Source organism: Enterococcus sp. AMC1251 (genome assembly GCF_058216535.1).
On record NZ_CM177098.1, the window covers coordinates 2,463,242 to 2,488,826 of the forward strand.

23 protein-coding genes are annotated in these 25,585 nt (G+C 36.0%); 5 read left to right on the top strand and 18 right to left on the bottom strand.

The features are described from left to right. Positions 1 to 263 precede the first annotated feature (263 nt). Both AC4BBR_RS11615 and yidD read right to left on the bottom strand, forming a co-directional pair. A complete protein-coding gene (locus AC4BBR_RS11615; protein WP_490459693.1) occupies positions 264 to 1,139 on the bottom strand; it encodes an ROK family protein in 876 nt (291 codons plus the stop codon). A 19-nt stretch (positions 1,140 to 1,158) separates the two neighbouring features. Next, on the bottom strand, positions 1,159 to 1,449 hold the full coding sequence (gene yidD / locus AC4BBR_RS11620; protein WP_490459694.1) for a membrane protein insertion efficiency factor YidD: 291 nt from the start codon (positions 1,447 to 1,449) through the stop codon (positions 1,159 to 1,161). A 208-nt stretch (positions 1,450 to 1,657) separates the two neighbouring features. On the opposite strand from yidD, the gene AC4BBR_RS11625 reads away from it, so the two are divergent. Next, positions 1,658 to 1,807, top strand: coding sequence for an SPJ_0845 family protein (locus AC4BBR_RS11625; protein WP_490459695.1), 150 nt, complete (start codon positions 1,658 to 1,660; stop codon positions 1,805 to 1,807). A 47-nt stretch (positions 1,808 to 1,854) separates the two neighbouring features. Here AC4BBR_RS11625 and yihA read toward each other — a convergent pair whose 3' ends face one another. Together yihA and clpX are read right to left on the bottom strand one after the other, a co-directional pair. After that, entirely contained in the window at positions 1,855 to 2,436 is a 582-nt protein-coding gene (yihA, locus tag AC4BBR_RS11630; RefSeq protein ID WP_490459696.1) for a ribosome biogenesis GTP-binding protein YihA/YsxC, read from the bottom strand. A 293-nt stretch (positions 2,437 to 2,729) separates the two neighbouring features. Continuing rightward, positions 2,730 to 3,983, bottom strand: a complete 1,254-nt coding sequence (gene clpX / locus AC4BBR_RS11635) for an ATP-dependent Clp protease ATP-binding subunit ClpX (protein ID WP_490459697.1) — start codon at positions 3,981 to 3,983, stop codon at positions 2,730 to 2,732. Between the two features lie 190 nt (positions 3,984 to 4,173). Between clpX and AC4BBR_RS11640 the strand changes: the two genes are divergently transcribed. Beyond that, positions 4,174 to 5,202, top strand: a complete 1,029-nt coding sequence (locus tag AC4BBR_RS11640; RefSeq protein ID WP_490459698.1) for a lactonase family protein — start codon at positions 4,174 to 4,176, stop codon at positions 5,200 to 5,202. Positions 5,203 to 5,382: 180 nt separating this feature from the next. On the opposite strand, the gene AC4BBR_RS11645 is transcribed toward AC4BBR_RS11640, so the two are convergent. The 6 genes from AC4BBR_RS11645 to AC4BBR_RS11670 form a co-directional block, all read right to left on the bottom strand. Beyond that, entirely contained in the window at positions 5,383 to 6,234 is an 852-nt protein-coding gene (locus AC4BBR_RS11645; protein WP_490459699.1) for a MurR/RpiR family transcriptional regulator, read from the bottom strand. A gap of 269 nt (positions 6,235 to 6,503) precedes the next feature. Continuing rightward, positions 6,504 to 7,631, bottom strand: coding sequence for an anhydro-N-acetylmuramic acid kinase AnmK (gene anmK, locus AC4BBR_RS11650; RefSeq protein ID WP_490459700.1), 1,128 nt, complete (start codon positions 7,629 to 7,631; stop codon positions 6,504 to 6,506). Positions 7,632 to 7,677: 46 nt separating this feature from the next. Continuing rightward, complete coding sequence (locus tag AC4BBR_RS11655) at positions 7,678 to 8,766, bottom strand: DUF871 domain-containing protein (RefSeq protein WP_490459701.1); 1,089 nt, start codon at positions 8,764 to 8,766, stop codon at positions 7,678 to 7,680. Beyond that, positions 8,763 to 9,665 carry a BadF/BadG/BcrA/BcrD ATPase family protein gene (locus AC4BBR_RS11660; protein ID WP_490459702.1) on the bottom strand — a complete coding sequence of 301 codons (903 nt, stop codon included), beginning with the start codon at positions 9,663 to 9,665 and terminating at the stop codon, positions 8,763 to 8,765. The genes AC4BBR_RS11655 and AC4BBR_RS11660 overlap by 4 nt, the downstream gene beginning before the upstream one ends. Before the next feature lie 232 nt (positions 9,666 to 9,897). Next, positions 9,898 to 10,164, bottom strand: a complete 267-nt coding sequence (locus AC4BBR_RS11665; protein ID WP_490459703.1) for a hypothetical protein — start codon at positions 10,162 to 10,164, stop codon at positions 9,898 to 9,900. Positions 10,165 to 10,180: 16 nt separating this feature from the next. Beyond that, entirely contained in the window at positions 10,181 to 11,425 is a 1,245-nt protein-coding gene (locus AC4BBR_RS11670; RefSeq protein WP_490462118.1) for a PTS sugar transporter subunit IIC, read from the bottom strand. 451 nt (positions 11,426 to 11,876) lie between these two features. Between AC4BBR_RS11670 and AC4BBR_RS11675 the strand changes: the two genes are divergently transcribed. Continuing rightward, positions 11,877 to 14,162 (top strand): family 10 glycosylhydrolase, encoded by a 2,286-nt coding sequence (locus AC4BBR_RS11675; protein WP_490459704.1) that lies wholly within the window; start codon positions 11,877 to 11,879, stop codon positions 14,160 to 14,162. A gap of 114 nt (positions 14,163 to 14,276) precedes the next feature. Here the strand turns inward: AC4BBR_RS11675 and AC4BBR_RS11680 are convergent, their stop codons facing one another. Continuing rightward, positions 14,277 to 17,138: an Ig-like domain-containing protein gene (locus tag AC4BBR_RS11680; RefSeq protein WP_490459705.1), complete on the bottom strand. Its 2,862-nt coding sequence runs from the start codon at positions 17,136 to 17,138 to the stop codon at positions 14,277 to 14,279. A gap of 636 nt (positions 17,139 to 17,774) precedes the next feature. On the opposite strand from AC4BBR_RS11680, the gene AC4BBR_RS11685 reads away from it, so the two are divergent. Then, entirely contained in the window at positions 17,775 to 18,527 is a 753-nt protein-coding gene (locus AC4BBR_RS11685) for a hypothetical protein (RefSeq protein WP_490459706.1), read from the top strand. 564 nt (positions 18,528 to 19,091) lie between these two features. Here AC4BBR_RS11685 and AC4BBR_RS11690 read toward each other — a convergent pair. Continuing rightward, complete coding sequence (locus AC4BBR_RS11690; protein WP_490459707.1) at positions 19,092 to 19,403, bottom strand: hypothetical protein; 312 nt, start codon at positions 19,401 to 19,403, stop codon at positions 19,092 to 19,094. A 1,200-nt stretch (positions 19,404 to 20,603) separates the two neighbouring features. Between AC4BBR_RS11690 and AC4BBR_RS11695 the strand changes: the two genes are divergently transcribed. Beyond that, on the top strand, positions 20,604 to 20,912 hold the full coding sequence (locus tag AC4BBR_RS11695) for a hypothetical protein (RefSeq protein ID WP_490459708.1): 309 nt from the start codon (positions 20,604 to 20,606) through the stop codon (positions 20,910 to 20,912). Between the two features lie 51 nt (positions 20,913 to 20,963). Here AC4BBR_RS11695 and AC4BBR_RS11700 read toward each other — a convergent pair whose 3' ends face one another. The 6 genes from AC4BBR_RS11700 to leuC all read right to left on the bottom strand — a co-directional run bounded on the left by AC4BBR_RS11700 (position 20,964) and on the right by leuC (position 25,585). Further along, positions 20,964 to 21,386, bottom strand: a complete 423-nt coding sequence (locus AC4BBR_RS11700) for a cupin domain-containing protein (protein WP_490459709.1) — start codon at positions 21,384 to 21,386, stop codon at positions 20,964 to 20,966. Between the two features lie 109 nt (positions 21,387 to 21,495). Then, complete coding sequence (locus AC4BBR_RS11705; protein ID WP_490459710.1) at positions 21,496 to 21,969, bottom strand: DUF3427 domain-containing protein; 474 nt, start codon at positions 21,967 to 21,969, stop codon at positions 21,496 to 21,498. Then, positions 21,962 to 22,375, bottom strand: coding sequence for a transposase (locus tag AC4BBR_RS11710; protein ID WP_490459711.1), 414 nt, complete (start codon positions 22,373 to 22,375; stop codon positions 21,962 to 21,964). The genes AC4BBR_RS11705 and AC4BBR_RS11710 overlap by 8 nt, the downstream gene beginning before the upstream one ends. Positions 22,376 to 22,797: 422 nt before the next feature. Then, a complete protein-coding gene (locus AC4BBR_RS11715) occupies positions 22,798 to 23,544 on the bottom strand; it encodes a class I SAM-dependent methyltransferase (RefSeq protein ID WP_490459712.1) in 747 nt (248 codons plus the stop codon). Between the two features lie 77 nt (positions 23,545 to 23,621). Beyond that, positions 23,622 to 24,209, bottom strand: a complete 588-nt coding sequence (leuD, locus tag AC4BBR_RS11720) for a 3-isopropylmalate dehydratase small subunit (RefSeq protein ID WP_490459713.1) — start codon at positions 24,207 to 24,209, stop codon at positions 23,622 to 23,624. After that, complete coding sequence (leuC, locus tag AC4BBR_RS11725) at positions 24,209 to 25,585, bottom strand: 3-isopropylmalate dehydratase large subunit (protein WP_490459714.1); 1,377 nt, start codon at positions 25,583 to 25,585, stop codon at positions 24,209 to 24,211. The genes leuD and leuC overlap by 1 nt, the downstream gene beginning before the upstream one ends.

The following is a 25,585-nucleotide window of genomic DNA, read 5'->3' on the forward strand; positions in this document are numbered from 1 at the left end:
TAATATAATTATTAAAGAGTATGTATACAAATATAATCAATAACGAAAGAAATGTCAATTAATTTTCAGAAAATTTCTATAATTCAAATTATTAAAGAGCGTTCTTTACTTACTATCTTCATATTTTTACAAATATTTTAAAAAAAAGAGTGTGAAAAAAAGAGAGAAACGCTTCTATTTCACACTCTATAATACGATTATACGTCAAAAGCAAAGTCAAAGATTTTGACATAAGTTTCTGTCCAAACCTTGTTTTTTGTTGATTATTTTCGATTTTGAGTTGCTATAAAATTTGCCGCGGCTCCAATTAAATTGGCATCATTTTTGAATTTACACGTAACAATTTTAGGAATAAAATCATGTAATTCAAAATGATCCAATTTTACTTTCATACGTTTGTCGATTTCATCAATTAATCCTTCTTTAGCAGAAACGCCACCACCTAAAACAATCATTTCCGGATCAAGTGAAAATTGAATATTAAACAAACCTTGTGTTAAACTTTCGTAAAAATTATTAACTTCTTCTATAGCCACTTCATCACCAGACTCTGCAAAGTCAAACACATCTTCCCCAGAAAAAGTTCCTTTCTCTACACTTTTTCGCTCGCAATAACGTCCTGCCATTTGAACTGCAGTTCCTAGTTCACTGAACGTTTTACCATCATTTAAATACATTAGACCAAATTCACCACCATAAAGATGAGCACCTTTGTTAATTTCTCCTTTATGGAAAATTGCACCGCCGATCCCAGTTCCTATAACAACGAAAGCTACTTCTTCTTTACCTTTGGCAACGCCTTCATAAATTTCTGCCATCCCAGCACAATTGGCATCATTTCCAATCGATACGGGACATTTAAATAAATCTTCTAATTCTTTAAATATATTGAAACCATGAATATAGGGGATTGCCGAAATTCCGTTGATCATTTGTTTTTGGACGTCTACTACTCCGGGAGCACTTAGCGCCACACCTTCTATTTCTTGAGAGATACCTTCAAATACAACTAATAATGACGTTTTCATTTCATCCCATGTTTTCGGTGTTGCAAATTTTCCTTTGTCGATCATTTCTTGACCATTCCAAATCCCATGTTTTACTGCGGAACCGCCAAAATCAACTGATAAAATTGCCATTTTCTATTCCTACTTTCATTTATTTATTGCTCTTGTTTCTTCTATAATTATAAGGACCATGATACTCTTGATCTGGATTTCTCTTTAAGCTAAACTTCAACGGTACATAGTCAATTCCGCCTTTTGTCAGCGGATGACACCTTAAAAAACGCGCCGTTCCCATTGTGATTCCTTTAATGCTACCATGTGTCTGAATGGCATCGATCATATATTGTGAACACGTTGGGTGATAGCGGCAACTAGCTGGAAGTCCTGGGGAAATGAAACGCTGATACCCACGAACCATTCCTATAAAAATATTCCCTGCCATTTCGTCCCTCTTTTCTCTATTCGAAAAAACTATACCTTGTTTTATAAACGAATGCAAGCTTACAAATTATACGTAAATATATTTTTATGAAAATTAACAACAATTAAAAAAGAAAACTATTCAAATTTCGAAAAGGATGCTAAACTAGAGAAAAGTGGTTGTCAAAACAACTTCTAATCAATTTAAAATGAAATGGAGCAAATAAACGATGGGCTTAAAATTCGAAAGTACAAATGACTTAGATAAATTATTCGATTCTTTTGCATTAGATCCTAAAAAGGTAGAAGTACCGAAAGAAGAATTAGAAAAACAGGCAAAAGAAGCAAAACAAAAAGAAGAGAAGAAAAAAGAACAATAAAAAATTAGCTTTGATGACTCTCAGGAGAAGTCAAAGCTAATTTTTTATTATAGATACGTTTCAATCGCTTGCCAAGCTTCATCCTTGCCTTCTTTTGTTTGTGAAGAAAAAAGGATAAAGTCATCAGATTTATCAAAGTTTAGTGCTTTTTTGATGACACTTTCATGTTTATTCCATTTCCCACGAGGAATTTTATCTTTTTTTGTTGCAACAACAATTACAGGAATTTCGTAATATTTTAAGAACTCGTACATTTGAATATCTTCTTGTGTTGGTGCATGGCGTAAATCAACTAAGGAAACAACTGCCTTTAATTGTTCTCTAGTTGTCATATACGTTTCAATCATCTCGCCCCATTTAGCCCGTTCAGTCTTAGAAACTTTGGCATATCCGTATCCAGGAACATCGACAAAATGTAAAGCATTTTCAATCAAGTAAAAATTTAGCGTTTGAGTTTTTCCAGGTTTCCCAGAAGTTCTAGCAAGATTTTTACGATTAATCAATGTGTTGATAAATGAAGATTTGCCGACATTTGATCGACCTGCTAAAGCGATTTCGGGAAGGTCTGTCTCAGGATATTGTTTCGGTGAAACTGCACTAATGATGATTTCTGCGTTGTGAACATTCATTTTACTAACCTCCTAAGTTTAAAAGCTAAACGAGCTCTTTCAGCCTCGACAGGAAAATAGGAAAACATGACTGAGATACTCTATATCTCAATCATGTTCTAGCTTTCCCCCGAGATCAACGCCATAGGTACTACGCTACATCTATTCATTCATTTCATAGTGTTTCGCAGCAATCCTTCTTAGGTTTTGGCGAGGTCGAAGCAGAGATTAACTGGCTCGCGAAGCTAGATATGTTTATTGCATAAAATCAGTAAAAAAGTAGAGACGCATCTCTACTTTTTAGTCATTCAAAATTAACCAGCTTTTTTGTCTTTTTTATTATAAACAATCGCAGGTTTGCCTGTACCTTCAACAGCCATTTCTGTAATAATGACTTTTTTGATTGTATCGTCTGACGGTACATCAAACATAACATCCATCATAATCTCTTCAATGATTGAACGTAAACCACGAGCGCCTGTATTACGTTCAATTGCTTTGTTCGCAATCGCACGTAAAGCATCTGATTCAAACTCTAATTCTGTATCATCTAAGGACAATAATTTTTGATATTGTTTCACTAAAGCATTTTTAGGTTCAGTCAAAATACGAACTAAGTCGTCGGTCGTCAATTTTTCTAAAGCAGCCGTCACTGGTAAACGTCCGATAAACTCAGGAATCAGACCAAATTTCAATAGATCTTCTGGAATGATTTGTTGCATCACGCTTTCCTCTTCATTCAGCTTACTGTTTTGCGTGCCGAAACCAATCGTTTTTTCGCCTAAGCGGTTTTTGACGATGTTTTCGATGCCGTCAAAGGCCCCACCGACAATAAACAAAACATTTGTGGTATCGATTTGGATAAATTCTTGATGAGGATGCTTTCGTCCGCCTTGAGGTGGCACACTGGCAACCGTTCCTTCCAGGATTTTAAGTAAGGCTTGCTGAACTCCTTCACCTGATACATCTCTTGTAATTGATACATTTTCGCTCTTACGGGCAATTTTATCAATTTCATCAATATAGATAATACCTTTTTCAGCGCGTTCCACATTAAAATCAGCAGATTGTAATAGCTTCAATAGAATATTCTCTACGTCTTCTCCCACATATCCTGCTTCTGTTAAGCTAGTAGCATCCGCAATCGCAAATGGTACATTTAATGTTTTAGCTAATGTTTGAGCTAAAAATGTTTTCCCCGAACCTGTTGATCCAATTAAACAAATATTGCTCTTTTGTAGTTCTACATCTTCAGAGCTTGTATTTTCTGATTGGTTTACACGTTTATAGTGATTATAGACAGCCACTGCTAGTGAGCGCTTTGCCTGATCTTGTCCAATTACATATTCGTTTAAGGCTTCCAATATTTCTTGAGGTTTTGGGACATCCGTTAGTTCACGTACGGCTTCGTCGTAAAATTCTTCATCAATAATCTCTTTACATAAGTCGATACATTCATTACAAATATAGACACCTGGTCCTGCAACAATTTTTTTCACTTCTTCTTGCGTTTTACCACAAAATGAACAGCGAACTGCTCCATTATTGCTATTTGTATTATCGTACATGCGTGTCACCTCTCTAAAATTAAAAAATGACTGTCGTTACAGTCTTAAAATATAATAGCATAGATCAAGTGAAAATGCGAACATTGGAATTGCAAAGATTTGATAATTAAATGAATTCTTATGGTATACTAAAAGAGATAAATCAATTGCTGCTGCTTTTAATTCAGCAATAAAAAATGGAGGGAATTTCATGCTGGAACAAATTTTATTAGGGACTTATACACGTAGAGAAAGTAAAGGAATTTATCAGATCAAACTAGATACTGAGAAAGAAACACTTTCGGATACAACTTTATTAGTAGAAGAGACTAGCCCGACATACTTAGCAACCGATCAAAAAGGAGACTTATTTAACGTTACTTCTGTTGATAGTGAAGGCGGTATGGCAGCTTATAAACACAATGATGGTCAGTTTGATTTGATCAATAAAATAACTGAAGCTGGCGCTCCTCCATGTTATGTAGCGATTGACGACGAAAAACAACTGGTTTTTGGTGCGAATTATCATCAAGGAATTGTTCATGTTTATCGCATTTTAGCTGATGGACGTTTAGAAGATACAGATAAACTCGTGCATGACGAAGCAACTGGTCCTCATCAAAATCAAGACAATGCTCATGTTCATTATACTGATTTAACGCCTGATCGCCGTTTAGCGGTTTGCGATCTTGGTACAGATCGTGTGTATACGTATGATGTTAGCGCAGAAGGTAAATTATCTGAGGTTGCCCAATATGTTGCAGAACCTGGAACTGGTCCTCGTCATTTAGTTTTTCATCCAAATAATCAAATCGCTTATCTTTTTGGTGAGCTAGATAGTACTGTGACGGTTTTGGCTTATAATGCAGCCGATGGTTCATTTGAACAAGTTCAAAAGGTATCGACTTTACCTGATGGGTTTAATGAATTCAATGGCGGTGCGGCAATCCGTATTTCCGAAGACGGACGTTTTGTGTATGCATCCAATCGTGGACATGATTCAATTGCTGTTTTTGCGACAACTGAAGATGGCCGGAACGTGGAACGGGTACAATTGATTTCTACAGAAGGCGAAATACCAAGAGATTTTGATTTGGATCCTACAGGAAAATTCGTAGTTGCGGCAAATCAAAATACAGATAATTTAACTCTTTATCGTCGCGATGAAGAAACAGGTCTTTTGGAGATGATCCAAAAGGATGTTTATGCTCCTGAATGTGTCTGCGTTTATTTTAAATAGAGAATGAACCAAGTAACGTGTGAATTTCTAAGTTTTATTCACGTTACCGAAAATGCAAAAAGATGGTATGAACAAACCAGACTCTTTGATAATTTTCTAACCCCCCCCCAATGCTTATCAATACATTGGGGGGGGTTTTAATTAATCACTAAAAACTAAATGATTTTTTTCGCAACTTCTTTAATTTTCATATTTCTTAACTTCTGTTTTTGATTCCTGTATTTTTTCAATTGTTTGCTCAAAATTTCTTGAAGCATAGGCATAAAATAGGACATCCACGATAATAAACTGATCATGTAGAGATGTCGTCGCAGCACTTCTTAATACAGCCTCATTAGATCGAACTGTTTGTAACGCATATTTAGCTTTCGCTGTAAGTGTGTTATTACCAAATTGAGTTAGCCCAATTGTTTTTAATTGATGTTTTTTAGCTACATCGAGTAACCGCAAGACTTCTTTCGTTTCACCAGAATGAGAAATACAGAAGAATACAGATTCTTTCGGTGCAGATACTAAAATTGTCACTAAAACATGTGGATCTTGTACGCAAACGACAGTTTTCCCAATTCGATTCCATTTTTGTGCAATATTTTCAGCGACTAGATAGGAGGCTCCTATACCAAAAACATAAATAATAGGTGCGGTAACTAACACATCTACAATTGTTTCAACTCGCTCCTTGTTGAGTAAAGAAACCGTTTCTTGCATCGATTGGTAGGCATTACCTAATAATTTTTTCTTGATTTCATCTACCGATTCATTGGCTGTAATATCTGAGTATCCTTCGTGGAGCGGGACTTTGATTTCAGCAGATAAGCGGATTTTCAATTGTGTAAAACTTTGAACATCGATTTTTTTACAAAAGCGAATCACAGTGGCAGGACTCGTGCCAGCATAGGATGACAACTCAGATGCCGTCATGTCGACCACCATGGAAGGATTATCCAAAATAACTTTGCCGATTTTTTGCTCAGAATTTGGCAATAAATCCAATATACTAATGATTCTTCCTTGAATATTTTCTCCGCTCATTGCTACAGCTCCTTTTTATTTTTCACGGTTCTTAAATACATCATAATAACTAACAAGCAAACATAAGGCATCAAAAGTAGTAATTTCAAACAATATAATGATTGTTTCTATAATCATAATAACATTATCCACTAAAATATCAAAGACTTTTTGAATCGTAAATAAGCTAGAATAAGAACCTTTTTTTACATTTAAAATGGTCGTTGCTATTCAACCTTCACATAAAAAATTTAATAACTTCCTTTTAACATGTGATAGATAGTACGATATTAGTAATAAATAATGCTTCCTAGAGGTACCATTTTTTTGGCACCTGTAGCGCTTGGTACGTTTCCTATACCATGTTGCAATGTCTGATTAGCCAAAACAGCCATTGCAATAGCTTCTTTCGCTTCTGAAGAATAACCAATATCCTCTTGAATCTTCACTTGAACTTCCGGTAGTTCTGTTTTAATCATCGAGATTAGCGTTTGATTGTAGCTGCCTCCTCCCCCGATAATTAATTCTGTTTTCCCTTGGATAAACGGCCTTACAGCTGTTGCAATCGATTTAGCCGTAAACATGGTCGTAGTTGCTAAGAAATCTTCTGGTGCTAAAGGCCAATTTTCAATTAAATTTCGAGTAAATTGTTTGCCAAACTCTTCACGACCAGTCGTTTTAGGATATGTTTTTTGGATGTAAGGATGAGTCATTAACTCATCTAATAATAATGAATTAATTGTTCCTTGTTTCGCATATGCTCCATTTTTGTCATATTCTTTATTAAAGAAATGTAAGCACAGTTCGTTCATTATAACATTCCCAGGTCCAGTATCAAAAGCAATCATTTCTTCTAGTTTCCCTGCTTTTGGAATAACTGTCAAATTACCAATACCGCCAATATTTTGTAAAATCCTTGTTGTCTCTTCACTTCTATAAATAACGTATTCTGAATATGGAACTATCGGTGCTCCTTGTCCACCAACCGCCATATCTCGTTCTCTAAAATTTGAAACAACTGTTGTTTGTGTCCGTTCACAAATGATTGCAGGATCCCCTAATTGTAACGTTGATGGTAAAAAATTTTCTCTAGCAAACGGAATATGAAAAAGCGTTTGACCATGACTACCAATAAATGCTAATTCGTTTAATGAGATGCTTGCTTTCTCACATATTTTTAGAACAGCTTGAGCAAATGCTTCACCTAATTCTACATTCAAAGAACAAATTTTTGCCACATCTGACGATTCAAGTGAAAGAGATTCTCGAATGTTACGTAATGTTTTTTCTGCTAAAGGTATTGTTAAAAAGTCAATCAAAGTTACAGATGTTTGTTCATTTTTGCCAGAGATTTCAACTAATGCTGCGTCTATACCATCTAAAGATGTTCCAGACATTAATCCTACTGCATAAACCATATTTTCCCCTCACTTTTATGTTTAATGATGAACAAAATGCTTAAATCTATTTTACTTCATTAAAAGCAAATTTTTGCCATGGTCGTAGATAAGGAAGTAAGATGCGGTCAGCTTTAGTGATTTGACCCGCAACGTTAGATTTCCCAGAATTTTCCATTGGTAATAGTGCGATTTGTAATTCTCCAGCATAATGAGCGTACAATGACGTCTCCACGATAATATCACCAGTTATCATATCAGGCGTATTAAACGGATCAAACTGGTGCCCTTTGTATTTCACTCGACTTTGTGTTGAACGAACAACATAATCTGAAATATCCCCACGGTTAAAATGAAACTCATCTAAAATTATTGTTCGCTCCAATTCTGGTGTTGCTTGTTCAATCGTGCAATCAAAGGTTAATTTGTAAGGATCAATTTTGCTCAATGCTTCCAACTCTTCTTCTGTTGCAAAAGAATTGGCAATAATCACATCATCAATCAAATCTGTTGCCCATAAGTGTTTAGCTTGTGTTGTTATCGGCCACTCACGGTGCATTTCTAACGTACACAACCCTTCTTCAACTGGCCAAGGACCTATAGAAGCTGATGGTGAACTGACAAATGCTGCTGTATGAATACCATTCTCTTTATATACTTTTGTCGTTTCAATAAAGTGGTCGTAACTTAATCCTGTATAACGATGAGGATAAAAATTGTGACAGCCTAATAATTTATCTGGATTTGCCTGATAACTTAAAATATTTTCTAAATAACGTGTACCAGAGCTAATATTCAATTCTATTGCTAAATCTTGCGGATTAAATGTCATGATTGATTCTTCATTTCCAGTGAAACCCAAATCTAAACGAATCCCATCTGCACCAATTTCTTTAAAAAAAGATAAATCGTTATAACTGATTTCTAAATCTCCAAAGACTTTAGGGCTAACGTCTGCAATGACCTCCATTCCTAATGACTTAGCAAATGTAATGGTTTCGGTAAAATCTTTTACAATCTTTTCTTTGCCTTCTTCAACCGATAACAAGCACGTAAATACTCGTTTAAAATTATACTTGGCTGCTAATGTCATATACTCTTTAATTTCGTTTACGCTGCTATGGTTTGGATATACTGAAATACCTAATCTTCTCATTTGTCTGATTCTCCATTCTTTTGATAAAAATAATATGCACCTTTTGCACTCGAATATTTTTTTTCTATAATTTGAGTCTTGAACGAGCAACGCTTCAAATAAGCAAAAAAGGCTTTACGCACAAAGTCATTTTTTTCTATAACGCTACCATTCAATGCTATGTTAATCTGCTGATTACTTGCTTGCATTTTAACAACAACTTTTTCTACTTCTTTTGCAAGCAGGGTGCCTGATTCCGTCAATATAGTCGCAGCAACGCAGTCTTTTTCTGCTAGTTCAGCTACAATCTGAGCCAGCCCAGCAATTTGGTCTTTTTTGGCTTGGTATGCTTCTCTAACTAACTGTAAAACAGTAGAAACTTTAAAATTTTCAAATAACGTTTGTGTTAACAAGCTAGGTTGACTTCCTAAATCATATTCAGCAAGCGCTTGTTGAATTGCACATTTCCCAATATAATATGCGCTTCCTTCATCTCCAAACAAGTGACCCCAGCCACCAACTCGATACCATTCAGCTTTTTTCATCCCTAAACAAACAGAACCTGTCCCAGCTATAACCAAGACACCTGACTCCCCTTCAAGCATTGCGTAATGAGCCAGTTGACCGTCATTCAATAACACGATAGGAACATTAAATTCTGCTAATTCTAATTTTAGACTTTCTCGCAATCCACCACTGTCAATGCCTGCTAAACCTAGTACTAATAGTTCACAGTCTTGCACGTTACGTATATCAAATACTGATTGAATTGCTGATTTTATGTTATAAAGTCCCTTATCGTAATCAATCAGCATGTTGCCAAAACCTGTACTATTTTGTTGTTGTTCATTTCCAGCCAAATCATAGACAATGGTTTCTGTTTTTGTTCCCCCGCTGTCAATCCCGATAATATATTTCATGATTTAATTCGCTACTTTCTTTTGTTTTTTTGTCCCAACAATTCAATTAAGTTTCGTCTTCCGAAAGATTCAAGCATTCCGAAGTTGTCACTTCATAGTTTATTTTAGAGGATGAATCAAAACAGTTCTTTTGTTTTGTCTCATCCTCTAAATTTTAAAATCATTCAATTATTTTTTCATAATAAACGTTAAATTTATTTTGTCATTTCAATGGTTCATGACTATCAAATCGCTAATTTTGTTGATTTCTTTGCTCTAATTGAAGACGACTACTCTCAAAAAATATGACTGATAAGATACCACTAATTAAATAGAGACCTTGTTTAATAATAGACGAAAGATTGGGTATCAATAATAACGGAATCAAAATGACTAAAAATACTAATACCCCAATAATCCAACGATTTGGTAGTAAGCCCTTCTTTTTCAAATAATGTGTCAATCCGATACCCGTCAGAAGAAACAGAAGACTAATCAATAAAAATTGTACTTTTATCATCGTCATCACCTTTCTTTTATTCTGTGACTAAGCTCTCTTTTTCCAGTTCATTATTGTCATAAATTTTTACAAATGGATAATAAATAGCTACTGAAAGAATAATCAAAAGAATATTTAAAACAGCAGCTCTCCAATCTCCCCCAGTTGCCAGATAAGCGCCAATTGGACCAGGTAGTGTCCATGGTGCCGTAAATATAACTCGATTAATGAGACCAAATTGTGTCGCAAACCAAGCGATTGTTCCTCCAACCATTGGCGTTAAAATAAACGGAATAATTAAGATTGGATTTAACACAATGGGTGTACCAAAAATCAATGGTTCATTAATATTAAATATTGCTGGTACCAATGTAGCTTTTCCTAACTTTGAAGCAAATTGAGATTTTGTACTAAAAGCTAATAAAATAGCTAAACCAATTGTACAACCTGATCCACCAATCCAAATAAACCATTGGTAAAACGGCTCCGCTGCAATATTTGGCAGTTCTTTACCTGACGCCATTGCAGCTGTATTTCCATCTAATAATTGTAGCCATAGTGGACGGGCTAATGAACCAACAATCGAAACACCATGAATCCCAAATGACCAGAAGAATGTTACTAAAAAGATTAACAATAGCATACTTGGCAAACTATCTGCCGCGCTAACCAAAGGGCTTACAATTGTAGAAACCGTTGAATGCCAATCGAAACCAATAAAATAAGTTAGCGTAGATATTCCTAAAATAACAATTAATGTAGGCGTTAATGTTTCAAAAGATCTAGCTACCGCTGGCGGAACTTGATCTGGCATAGTAATTTTGAATCTTGATCTATCGGTAACTCGATATATTTCGACTGCTATAATCGACGTAATAATTCCGACAAACATGCCACCACCACCTAGATTGGCCATCGGCAATACAAATCCTGCAGTTCCTGCAGCATCAAGCGCTTCCACTGGAATGTTAACAGGAACAAAAGTTAACAGAAATGCAATCGTTGACAATATTCCTCCTGAAACAACATCTAAATTATATGTTTTAGATAAACTTGCGCCGATTCCAAATGTAGCATAAAGTGTCATGATAAACATCGTCATCCGATACGGCATCAAAATAGTTGTAGCATTTGATGTTAAAAACTCTGTCACTCCCCAAGTAGAGGGTAATGGTGGAAATGCAATAATCAAGAAAAATGATCCAATAATAATCAATGGTAATGTAGCTATAATCCCATCTCTAATTGCTCTTAAATGACGTTGATTCGCTAGTTTCGCCATTGGCCCAGCTAAATGTTCTTCAATAAATTCGGTAAACTTTTTCAATGTTTCTCATCTCCTAATTTTACGTCTATATTTTTAACCGCTTTCAATAATAAAAAATAAATGCACCTTTTGATGTAGCTCTTTATTTCCTCAAAACTAGACACTCAAAAATCTTCAGCGTTAACTTGTACTACCTCCTTCTAGCTTAGAATATCAATCTCTTCCCTTTAGTCATACATCAAAATATCATTGAGAAAAGAACTCTCTCTTTGACATTCTTAATCATACAATTAAAGAACTTTTTTTTCAACATTTTTGATATACAAAAGAAATAAAATTTCCTTCAACGTAAAACACAAAAAGAAATTAAATTACTAATGCATATGTTAAAATTTGAAATATTATTTCTTTAATGATATATTAATACCTAACAAATGATAACGCTTTATTTTCCAAGGAGGAAATTATGATTATGAAAAAGAACTGTTTGTTTATACTTGTATTAGGGGTATGTTTTTTTGCTTTTATTTTACTTCCATCCACTAGTTTTGCTCAAAACCAACCACTTTTTAAATTTGAACGAAAACCCGATGGTACTCTCGACTATAACTTCGATAAACCTATTCCATTTTATAGCGGTTCGGATGAAATGGTTAGCCTTCCAGCAGAATTCCGGCCTCAAAAAGAACAATTTCAAAGTTCTTGGGTAGCAACTATTGATAATATGAATATGAAAAAACCAGCTTCAGAATCTGAATTCAAAGAAAATTACTTGAAAATAGTAGAGACGTTTGAGCAATGGCATATGAATGCAATGATATTCCAAGTTCGTCCATTATTAGATGCTTGGTATCCATCTGAATTAAATCCTTGGTCAGAATTTTTAAGTGGCACTCAAGGAAAAGATCCAGGATATGATCCTTTAGCTTGGATGATAGACACCACCCATGAAGCTGGAATGGAATACCACGCCTGGTTCAATCCTTATCGTGTAACAAATGTAAAATTATCTTCTCAAACAATTCTAGAAAAAACAAATCTTTCCAAAGAACAACTATTAAACTTATCCATTCCAGAACAGATGAATGCTTTGTCTAATGCTGGGATTCTAGATTCAAATAATTATGCTGTGAAGCATCCTGCACATGTTTTGATGTTTGAAGAAAAATTTTTTCTAAATCCGGGTATTCCCGAGGTTCAAGACTATGTTGTCGCTTCTATGAAAGAAGTTGTCGAAAATTATGATATTGATGCGATTCATTTTGATGATTATTTTTATCCTTACCGCATATCTGAGACTAATTATTTTGGTATGAATAATGAAGATGAAGCAACGTTTAAAACATACGGTTCACAGTATACGGATATTGAGGAATGGCGTCGAGATAATATAACTAACCTAGTTAAGAATATAAAAACAATGCTCGATGAATACAATCAAAAGCATCACAAAGCCGTTCAATTTGGAATCAGTCCATTTGGTATTTGGGAACATAGAGAGCTTGACCCTCGTGGTTCTAACACGCCCTTAGGTTCTTCTAAGTCTTATTCCAACAGTATTTTTGCCGACACCTACAAATGGATCAAAGAAGACTTAATTGATTACGTTACACCTCAAGTCTACTGGAGTTTTGATCAAGACGCTGCTCCTTATGGTGAATTGGCACGTTGGTGGAACAATGTAGCAGAAGGATCAAACACGCAAATCTATATCGGTCATGCGAATTACAAACATGTGACTAATGGCGGTTGGGATGCTTCTTGGTTAAATCCAGAAGAAATTCCTAACCAAATGAAATTTAATCAACATTATCCTAACATCAAAGGTAGTACGTTGTTTAGCTATAATGATATTCTTTCCTCAAAAATTAATAGTTTAGATCCTTCCCTACAGGAACGCTATCAAGCGAAAAATGATGCCATTAGAATACTAAAGTCTGATTACTTCAATACTATAGCATTGGTTCCTGAAAAACCATGGCTAAGCCATCAGCAAATTGATCCTCCTATGTCCTTAAGTCAAGTTTCTGAAGATTCTGGTACCACTCTTTCTTGGCAAGATACTTCTGAAAATAGCACTCGCTATTTCGTCGTTTACAAAGGACAGGGTAAAAAAGAAGAAATCATAGCTAATCCGAATAATATTGTCAAACGAATCTGGAAAAACCAGAGTAAAACAACTTTTTCATACACTGATAAACAGACCGTAGAAAAGGAACCTTCGGAGAGGGCTTATCTCGTAACAGCTGTTGATGCCGCTGGAATGGAATCAGAAGCTACTCAAGTAAATGATTTTGACCTTAAGGTGAAAGGAAAACCCATTACTGTTATTTACCAAACTAAAGACAAGCAACAACTAAGCGAAAACGTTAAAATTGAAGGATATATCGGAGAAGCATACGCAACGGAAGAAAGGACATTTGAAGGGTTCCAATTAATCGAACAACCTATAAATAGTACTGGCGTATTTACAGATAAATCTCAGTCCGTGATTTATTTCTACGAATCAACTACCTCTATGAGTACTAACCAGAAAGAAGATAATAGTTCTTTTTCCGAGGATAATAGCTTATCGGAATCCAATTATAAAACAGAACATGCTAACTCAAATGAAGCAATAGGAAAACCTGTTGGGAAAAGTACATTGCCTTCAACAGGTGAATTAGCGGCTTATTCTTTTAGTATAATCGGGATGTTACTTTTAATTTTCACTGTACGATACCTACTCTTACACTATCGTACAAATAAATAAAAAAAGAAATGCTTACAGTAACGTTAAATAAAAAAGCCAAAACTGACGTTGATAATCAAATCAATGTCGGTTTTGGTCTTTTTTTATGGTATTATATTCATCATTAGTAAATCATTATAGTGAATACTCATCTTGTTTCTTTTTTAGTTTTACATTCATGAAAACAAAAAAGATTACAAGTAAGCCAATTGCTTGGCTGATAAATGACTGAGCTTCATTTGTTTTAGGATAGTTTTTATTTTCTTTCGAGGAATTGTTCGAATTAGTATTTGCTGGTGATTGATTTCCAGCTATTGGTTTACCATCCTCAATTTCTTTTACGATGGTCGTTGCAGATGTCCCTGTATTCCCATTCGGATCTGTTGGTGTTGCTGTAATTGGTTCTTTACCAACTAATGGACGTGTTGTTTCTATCGTCCACTTACCATCTTCTCCTACTACTCCACTTCCTAAGACATTTCCATCTTTATCTGTGAGTGTAATTGTGTCTCCTGGTACGCCGGTTCCTGTCACTGTTTTATCCCCGTCTTTTGCAGGATCTATCGTTGGTTTATGTTCTTCAGGATAAAATGTCGCTTCTTTTACGATAGTCATTACAGGTATCCCTTTATCACCATCTAAATCTGTTGGTATTGCTGTGATTGGTTCTTTACCGACTAATGGACGTGTTGTTTCTATCGTCCACTTACCATCTTCTCCTACTACTCCACTTCCTAAGACATTTCCATCTTTATCTGTGAGTGTAATTGTGTCTCCTGGTACGCCGGTTCCTGTCACTGTTTTATCCCCGTCTTTTGCAGGATCTATCGTTGCCTTGTGTAATTCTTTTACAGTTTCTGTTGTTGGTATTCCGATGTCACCATCTAAATCTGTTGGTGTTGCTGTAATTGGTTCTTTACCAACTAATGGACGTGTTGTTTCTATCGTCCACTTGCCATCTTCTCCTACTACTCCACTTCCTATAGTTGTTCCATCTTTATCTGTGAGTGTAATTGTGTCTCCTGGCATGCCGGTTCCTGTCACTGTTTTATCCCCGTCTTTTGCAGGATCTATCGTTGCCTTGTGTAATTCTTTTACAGTTTCTGTTGTTGGTATTCCGACGTCACCATCTAAATCTGTTGGTGTTGCTGTGATTGGTTCTTTACCGACTAATGGACGTGTTGTTTCTATCGTCCACTTACCATCTTCTCCTACTACTCCACTTCCTAAGACATTTCCATCTTTATCTGTGAGTGTAATTGTGTCTCCTGGTACGCCGGTTCCTGTCACTGTTTTATCCCCGTCTTTTGCAGGATCTATCGTTGCTTTGTGTAATTCTTTTACAGTTTCTGTTGTTGGTATTCCGATGTCACCATCTAAATCTGTTGGTGTTGCTGTAATTGGTTCTTTACCGACTAATGGACGTGTTGTTTCTATCGTCCACTTGCCATCTTCTCCTACTACTCCACTTCCTATAGTTGTTCCATCTTTATCTGTGAGTGTAATTGTATCTCCTAGTACGCCGGTTCCTGTCACTGTTTTATCCCCGTCTTTTGCAGGATCTATCGTTGCTTTGTGTAATTCTTTTACAGTTTCTGTTGTTGGTATTCCGATGTCACCATCTAAATCTGTTGGTGTTGCTGTAATTGGTTCTTTACCGACTAATGGACGTGTTGTTTCTATCGTCCACTTGCCATCTTCTCCTACTACTCCACTTCCTATAGTTGTCCCATCTTTATCTGTGAGTGTAATTGTGTCTCCTGGTACGCCGGTTCCTGTCACTGTTTTATCCCCGTCTTTTGCAGGATCTATCGTTGCTTTGTGTAATTCTTTTACAGTTTCTGTTGTTGGTATCCCCGAATTTCCATTCGAATCTGTTGGTGTTGCTGTAATGGGTTCTTTACCAACTAATGGACGTGTTGTTTCTATCGTCCACTTGCCGTCTTCTCCTACTACTCCACTTCCTATAGTTGTCCCATCTTTATCTGTGAGTGTAATTGTATCTCCTGGTACGCCCGTCCCTGTCACGATTTGCTCGCCTTCTTTTGCAGGGTCTATCGTTGGTTTATGTGTTTCTGCGTCAAATTTAGTGTAGAAGAAAACCAGACCTCTTTTATCTTGAGACATTGTATCTGTCCAGGTTGCTCCTTCACCAGTTTCTTCAGAACCATCATCAGTGAACAAGGAATAGTTGTTTGAAAATGTATAACCTGGGATTGGAACTGCTGTTGCCGTTACTTGACCATCAATAGCTTGTCCATTTCCTAAAATTTCCATAGTTGAGATTTCTTCCCCAGAGTTGCTGTCAATGTATTTTACTTTCACTACTTGAGGAATAATCTTACCTTGCATAATAAACGATTTCAATGCGTATCTTGCTGGTACATTGTCTACAGTACCTGAAGTATTGGCCGTTAAACTATTAGTTCCTGCAGTATTCGTCATAACTTTTACACGACTCACAGGAGACAATTCTCCTCCATCACCGATGGTAGTATAACTTTCTAAACCAGACCAATACGGAGTAATGGGTGGCACAATGGTTACAAAATCTGGTCCATACGCCTCACTACTATTTTCCCAACTACTAGCAGCTGGATTATTTTTCCAGTTAATTTGAGGACCGCTAATTGTAAATTTAGTGTTTTTTGCCTCTAATATATTTACCCTTGGCATAGCACTACCATCTTCTGCCGTTTTTAAAAAGTGATTACTTATACGACCAATTCGTTGTTCGCCTATTGTATCTCCAGGCGTAACTTCTACTGTATATGTCGTATCTTTATAAAAAGTATTCCCAACAAACGTCGTTGCTTCTCCTGAACTCGTATATGCATTGATTATAGGATCGTTCTGCCAATTACTCCATTCAAAATAAGTAGAAGCCCTACTTCCAATCAATTCACTTGTCTGTTCTTGAGCAAATTCGTTCGAAAAAGAAAATAGATTACACATAATTAATAACGATGCAAAAGCAAATTTTATTTTTTTTCCCATATCCATCCCCCTAGTTTGCATTACTTATGACTAACATTTGTTGTATGCGTCCATCATTCTTTCAATAGATGATCTGTAAAATCAAAAAAATAGAACGCTTTCAATTCTATCCATCTACCTCCCTCTCACTAATTATTCGTTCCAACCCGTTCTACATTCACTTCCCAACCTTTCTAGCTTTAATAAAGAATACAAATAGTAAATACTTTTTTTGATAATTTAATCAATATAAAAAATTCAATTAATACTGTAAAAATACTCAAATGTTTTTTAGTAATTAAAAAATAATTAATAAAGTATTCTCCCAAAAATTAATATTAAACAGAAAAGAATTACTATTTATTTTTAATTATAGGACAAATTATCGCTTTTGTCTAAAACAATAATGTTTTTAATATAAAATATGATAAAATAAAAAAATAAAAAAATCATTTAATTAATGGAAATGATATATTCGTGCATATTTAATAGACTTCATGAAGTATTAAAAAAATAGACACCTTTTTAATACTAGGTGTTTATTTCTCACTAAATTGTTGCTAACTTAATTAAATTACTTATAGTCTATAATATTAATGAAATATCGTGTATTATTAATTTAGAGCCAAACTCAATCTTAAATTATGGAGAAATGAAATGGAAAATAAAAAGCAAATCCTAGATAAAGCAATAAAACTTATAAGCTATTGGAAAGCTGGTAAACTCGGTGGGGAGTTTATGCCAGAAGATAAAAACCCTAATTATCCTATTAATAGTAATGAAAACTATTTATATTTTACTTTACCAATGGCATTAAACTATCAAAGAAATTCATATAAATTATGGGAAAGTGCTAATGTGTCAGCAAACGACCCGTTAACATCGGATATTTTTAGTCCAGAAAAAGTTATTTCTATGAGTGAAGAAGAGCTTAGAGATAAGCTTGTAAAACATAAAGTTGCCTTACAGATGAATAAACAGCCGATTATTTGGAAACGATTGTGTCAAACGTTTAATGATTCTTTTAATGGGGATGTGAGAGAGTTCTTTAAGCAAAATAATTACAGTATAGCTGAAGTAAAGGAATATATGCTTAGTCATAAGAAAGAATTTCCTTATTTATCTGGAAATAAAATTATGAATTATTGGTTATACGTTATGATTCAATACACTGATTTAAATGTGCAGGATAGGTGGAATATTTCTGTAGCTCCAGATAGACATGTTGTACAGGCAAGCTTAAAATTGGGTGTAATCAATGAACAGGAGTTTGAAAGCAGTAACGTACAACAGATTGTTGCTGAGCGCTGGGAAGAAATATTTTCTGGAAGTAACTATGAGCCTATCGATATTCATACCCCCCTATGGCTGTGGACTAGAAGCAAGTTTCCATACTTAGAAGAATTATAGTGTGGAGATTTATTATTGATATTAAAAAGGACTTGATGCGATTCAAGCCCTTTATTTTTTGCCGTAGAGTTCTCAATTTCTTCTATTAATTTATTTTCTGGTAAATAGTGTTTTATGGAACCCTAGCTAATATAAGTAGTTTTTATTTCTTCTCAAGCACCTCAAAATACATGCTAACTGAAAATAAGTAACGTTTCGAATATCTATTTTCTGTAAGAAACATCTTCTGGTTCAATATTTTCTAGATGAACATTCAATTCATTTGGCTCAACTAGAAACAAATTATTATCAGCAAATATCCGTTTTAATTATATATATATTGAACTATCACCTTCTGATAAAAAACGTTCCTCCATTCGAGTAAATGCACACTCAAAAACCTCTGATACATTTATATAAGAACGCACAGGCAATCCAGTATTCCAGACCTATCTTTGTAAGAATATGTTGGTAAAACTAACAAAGTAGAATTCTACTCTTATCACTATCTTTGAAGACTATAGAAATAACTCAGTAAACATCAAAGCTACGGTTTAGCGTTGGCGTAATTCTTGGTTTGATTGCTTATGCTCTCGATGTAGCTTGTTTTTTTTCTTCTGTGGCCGTTGCTGAGGATTTTTCTATAGCAGCAGTTGTTAGCTCTTCAGATTGAGCTTCAGCTAGTTCTGTATCAGATTCTTTTTCTTGTAATAATGTACTTCTTTGCGCTTCTTGTTCTTTCTTAGGCAATGTCAGGGAAGTATCCTTTATTTTTCCGTCTGACTGATTTATTTCAACAACAAAGGGATCGATTGATTCGTCTGTTTCATTTTTCTTGGTGTAGACTTTGATGCATAAGATTTCTGAGTCGAATATATTCTCTTCTTGTTTCTTCACGCCCTCTGCAAATTCACTAGCGGCAGGTAAAAAGTTGGTGATCACAAATATCAAAACGGCTGAATGACTCAAAGATATCGGGTTGGAAAATTAGTTTTTTCTCATAGCTGGAGTTTTGACTTTTTTCATGGGAATTTGGGTGAATTTCGGGTGGGGATAAAAAAGTTTTTTTTGTTATTTTATCTTATATATAAGGTAAATATTTTTAGTGTTATTTAATGGATGGAAATGTCGAATTTCGTTGTGGCGGGTGTTGTCTTTCGGTATAATAAAATGTGTAGGATAGAAATTCGGATCGAGATTGGGATAAACGGTGGTACAAAAACAGCTCCTTCGGAAATAAGCTGAAATTCACAAAAAATTGAAGAACATTTTTCGTGAATTCCCTCTTATTTCTCGGAGCTAGACGTTTTCTCCCCAACCTCTGTTCAAGACATATAAATAAAAATTGGCACTTCAATCGTTCGGCGACAACCTTACGATCGAAGCCTTGTTAAGACGCCCAAAGCTGTCCAAACAAGTTGCCAATAGTGCTAGCAACTTGTACTAGCTTCTTTATTGTACCTAAAATGGTTTGAGATTTCTAGGAAATCTTTGCTTTTTTTGGTGATGATTGGTTGTTGTGTATATGGGATTAGACTATTGTCGACGGTATTGGGCATCTGCTCAATGCCGTTTTTTCTGTCCTACGAGTACGTTTGAAAGGAGGAACGTTTTAAGAATCGATGAAAAACTGGATAAAACAAAAAGGCACTTCACCATTTGGCGGCAACCGAATGATGAAGCCTTGAATAGACACCCAAAGCATGTCTACACAAGTTGCCAATTTGCTAGCACCGAAGCACTAGCTTCTTTATTGTACCTAATTTTCTTTTGAAATTCTAGTTGGTTTTGGGAATTTCTTGGGATTAGGGATGGTTTAGGAGTGAATTGTGGGGTTGGTTTGGCTGATTGATGACGGTATTGACAGGTTCGGTATCGTTTTTTGTTTTACTCTGGGACAAGGCGTTATGAATATCGCAAAGCTTTGAAAGTCGTTTGTAGCGCTGGGTTATGGGTTTGCCTCGTCAATGTGCAGATAGAAAGGTCACTGAATCCAGAAATTCAGTGAAAAAACTGGTGGGAGAAGTTGGGTTTGGGCTTGGGTTTCATTTGGCGCTTATCAGCTTTTCTCCGTCTTATTTGAAGGAGATCAGGAGAATGGAGAAACAAGGACAGAATTTAAAGGCGGTTACGTATCAGGATATTGTTGAATTGCGGGATTTTATGGAGAAGATGGCTTCTTGGCAGGATCCTTTGGCGATTTTGGATCATTTTTTTCAGTTTCGGTATGGGCCGATTAATAAGAAACGAATTGTGAAGGAGTATTATGCTCGGGCGCAGATGTTTCATGCTTTTTATGAGGATTATAATCGATTGATTGAGTTGGGGGATGAATTGGTGATGGAGATGGTTAGGGCTGAGAAGGTTGGGACTGGGTTTGAGGTTAGGAAAATGGATTTAGAGTAGCGTGCGTATGTTATAAAAGAGGATGGAGATGATCCATCCTCTGAATGTTGCTTATTCCCTATTTAAAATAGTTGCTACTTCGCTGTCGCTATATTCTTTTTTGTCATTTTTTATTATTTCTCGGTTATCCATTCCTTGAGAAACAAATCTGAATACAGCAAACGTAGTTTCGGTATTTTGAAGATTTAGGATTCTGTGTAGACTGCTATTCATGCGAATTACATCGCCTTTTTGACAATCTTTATGGGATTTTTTACCGTCTGCTATTGTTTCAACTCTGATTTGTCCATCGGTTATTACTAGTATTTCTTCAATGCTTTGGTGGGTATGCCATCCTTGGGTGGTATTTCCCGGGACTGAGTTTAGATGGATTTCGAATTCTGGAAAGATGTAGTAATTTACGTTTGTTCCGTCTTCTTTTTTGGCGAAAATGGAGTCGTTCTTTGTCATTATTTCTATGAGGTTGTTTAGCATTATAGTTCCTTCCTTTCAGTTAAAATAATTTAAATATGTCGTTATTTTATAGTTAAATTGCGTATATTATTAAGAGGTTGAGAAAAATGTCCCCCCCCCCCTCTAAAGTTTATTTTTGTTTGATAAAATCATAGGTTTCTAATGGAACAGTATTTTCTAACGTCATTTCCATGCTTACGATATTAGTGTCTTTTCCATTTTTATCTTTTTTGATTAATTCTTTTGCTGTTTCTAGTTTGGGAAAAGCTCTTCCTAGATAAATAAACTCAGGATCTCCACCAGATTCTTTTTGAACGAAAACATGAATTGCTAAATTTGTTTCTTTGTAATTCATGATTTCCACAACTTCTTTACTGGAGAAATTTAATTTAGGACGTGTATACCATACTAATGTATGTTGATCGATTAATTCGTCTTCATATTTTACATCGTTTGAGATTGTATCATCTTTGTGGTAATTCACAAAAATTGGACAGGTATTATATTTGATTCGATAACCATACATTGTACCAGTTTCGTTATTTTCCCAGTTTGGATCAGAGTCAATAGATGAGACACTTTTTGCGAGAGATTTTTTAGGCAACTAGAATTTTTAGTTCAAATTGCCTTGGAGACAAATAAGCCAGCGCACTATGAATTCTACGCTTATTGTAAAAACCTTGCACATAGCTAAAAATTTCAACTTTAGCTTCCTCAAAATTTTGATAAATAGGCCGTTGATAAACAGGTTTTTTTTTCAGTAACGCATGGAAAGACTCAATTCCTGCATTATCATAGGGACAGCCTTTACGGCTGTAGGAATGGTTTAATGCTTTCAACTTTTCTTCATACTCATTACTGGTATACTGTGAGCCTAAATCGGTATGCAAAATTAATCCATTGTCGATATTTCGGTTTAAAATAGCTTCATCAAGGGCTTTTTCTACAATTTCTGTTGTCATCTGTTGTTCAAAATGGTAGCCGATTATTTTTCTAGAATGAAGATCCATGGATGATAACTCTTACTTTAATATAAACTGCATTGCTTATTGCTTAAATTTCATTGTATTTCTTCTTCAAAAGCAATATTACCACTCTTTAACTTATTCAATGAACCAAATTTTTTTCTGGAAGCATTCTCTTTATATCCTCTTCATAAAACAAACCGTCTCTTGGTTCTTCCTAATGAACGACTTTGTAGACCTCCTTTTGTTTTTCAAGTGTATAGACCACAGGGAAATTTGAACCATAGATATTTTGTCCAGATTCATCAAGTCCTAAAACTGTTTGATTGAGATACTTGTCCATAAAAAATCTAAGACCAATCTAATTTTTTTGACCTCTGGACTAGCTTCTAATGTTTCAGAATTAAAATAGGTTTCTGTTTTCATATAATTAAAGATTGTTTCTCCGTATTTTTTATACTTTCATCCTATCGTTTCACTGCCTTTATCCTCAATCTCCGATAATCCGCTTCCCAATGATCCCCATTCCACAATTTCGGCTTCAACTCTCGCTCCATATTCTCAAGAACCTTCTCTTTCAGCCCATCCGTCAATTCCTCCAACTCAGCAGCATAAAACTGTTCCATCCACCCTCTCAAACCAGCTCCCCCACCTTTAAGCGGTGTCGGCCGTTCATATTCCAAAATCTCCACAATCTCAAAATGATTCTTTTCAAGCAACACTCGATAGTCTTCAACCGGCGTAAAACAAAATGGCTCTTCAAACTTTATGTCTAACGCATTTAACTCACGCCCAAAAGCTTCTCTAATCATCTGAACGTTCCCAACTGCACCAAACTCACAAATCAGCTGCCCATTTACATTTAGATGTTCACCGATATTCTTCAATAATAAATCTTGATCAGGAATCCAATGAAAAACTGCGTTTGAAAAAGCAACATCATACAGTCCAATTTGATCCGAGGGATTTAAGATATCCTCCTGTAAAAAAATCAAATCAAGATAGCTCTCTTTTGCTTGATTGATCATATTTCCTGATTGATCGATCCCTATCACTTCATGCCCAAGTCCTGCAATTTGGTTCGTCAATTCTCCCGTTCCACACCCAATATCCAACACTTTACTTGATTCTTTCGGCAGTAATTCCAACAAACCAGCACCGTATTTAAAAATAAAATCATGTGTTGTATTATATTTTTTCGCATTCCATTCCATAGATTTCACTCTCCTAGCGATATAATAAAAAGAAGCTACACCGAAATCATTCATCGATGTAGCACTCTTACGATTTCTTATTGCCAATAAGCCGGAATCTTCGCTTCATAGGCCGCAATCTCTTCATCATGCGTCAAGCTAATCGCAATCTCATCCAATCCATTCACCAATTTATGTTTCCAAGTGCCGTCGATTTCAAAAGAATAGGTCCCATTTGGTGTGATTACTTGTTGGGCAGGCAAATCGATCGTAATCGTTTCATCTGCTCCAAGTTCTGCCAAAGCATTCAACTCTGCATGTTTCAACACAATCGGCAATAGACCATTTTTCGTGGCATTCATATAAAAAATATCACTGAAACTTCCTGCAATAACTGCTCTAAATCCATAATCATCCAACGCCCAAGCAGCATGCTCTCTTGATGAGCCTGAACCAAAATTATCACCAGAAATCAAAATCGTCGCATCTTTGTATTGTAGTTCATTCAACGTAAATTCTGGATTTAGCGTGCGGTCTGACAAGTAACGCCATTCATCAAATAAGAACTCACCAAAACCTGTTTTTTCAATTCGTTTTAGGAATGATTTTGGAATGATTTGATCGGTATCGATATTGTCGTTCATTAGTGGCACCGTGGTTCCTGTATGTTGTGTAAATGCCTCCATTATGCACCAAGCTCCTCTCTAATGTCTCTAAATGTTCCTTCGATTGCGGCGGTTGCCGCCATCGCTGGGCTGCAAAGATGGGTTCTTGCGCCTTTGCCTTGGCGTCCTTCAAAGTTTCGATTAGAGGTTGAGGCACAATGAACGCCTGCTGGTACTTGGTCTGGATTCATGCCCAAACACATGGAGCAACCTGGTTCACGCCACTCAAAGCCTGCTTCGGTGAAAATTTTATCCAAACCGATTTTCTCTGCTGCTTTACGAACGGGTCTTGAGCCTGGTACTACGATTGCCGTAATGCCTTCTTTAACTTTTTGGCCTTTTACGATACGAGCCGCTTCTTCCAAATCGGATAGTCGACCATTTGTACATGAGCCGATAAAAACGTAGCCGATTTCGATATCTGATGGTCGTTGACCTGGTTTTAGGTCCATATAGTTATAGGCACGTTCATCGTTCATGTCTTTGATTTGTGGGAATGTTCCTGTGATTGGGATGCCCATTTCTGGGTTCGTGCCCCATGTAATGAAGGGAACCAATTCATCGGCGTTCAATTCTAGATCCACATCGTAGGTTGCGTCTGGATCGCTTGGTAGTTTTTCCCATTCAGCGATTGCCGCATCCATATCTTCTGGCGCATATTCTCTGCCGCGCACGTATTCAAATGTTTTTTCATCTGGCGCCATCATCCCCATTTTTGCGCCGCCTTCGATCGCCATGTTACAAATGGTCATCCGTTCTTCCATCGTTAGGTTCTCAATCGTTTCACCGTAAAATTCAACCGCATGTCCAACGCCAAAATCAACCCCATATTTTGCGATCAAAGCTAGAATAATATCTTTGGCATACACACCTTTGGCTAGTTTCCCAGTGATTTTAACCCCCATTGATTTTGGTTTATTTTGCCAAATACACTGTGTGGCAAAAACATGTTCTACTTCACTTGTACCGATACCAAATGCCAAAGCTCCGAATGCGCCGTGAGTTGCTGTATGAGAATCACCACAAACGATGATTTTTCCTGGTTGTGTCAGACCTGTTTCAGGTCCGACCATATGCACGATTCCTTGGCGATCACTGCCGTTATCGCAAAGGGTTACGCCAAATTCTTCACAGTTTTTCTGCAAAGCTTCGATTTGTTTTTTTGCCACTAAGTCTGTGATATTAAAGATATCTTGTGTTGGCACATTATGATCCATTGTGCCAAAAGTTCTTTCTGGTCGGCGGACTTTTCTCCCTGCTTCTCTTAGTCCTTCAAAAGCCTGTGGTGAGGTCACTTCATGGATTAGATGAAGATTGACGTATAATAGTTGTGGTTCGCCTGCAACGCCTGATACCACATGTTGTTCCCAAAGTTTATCAAATAGTGTTTTTCCCAT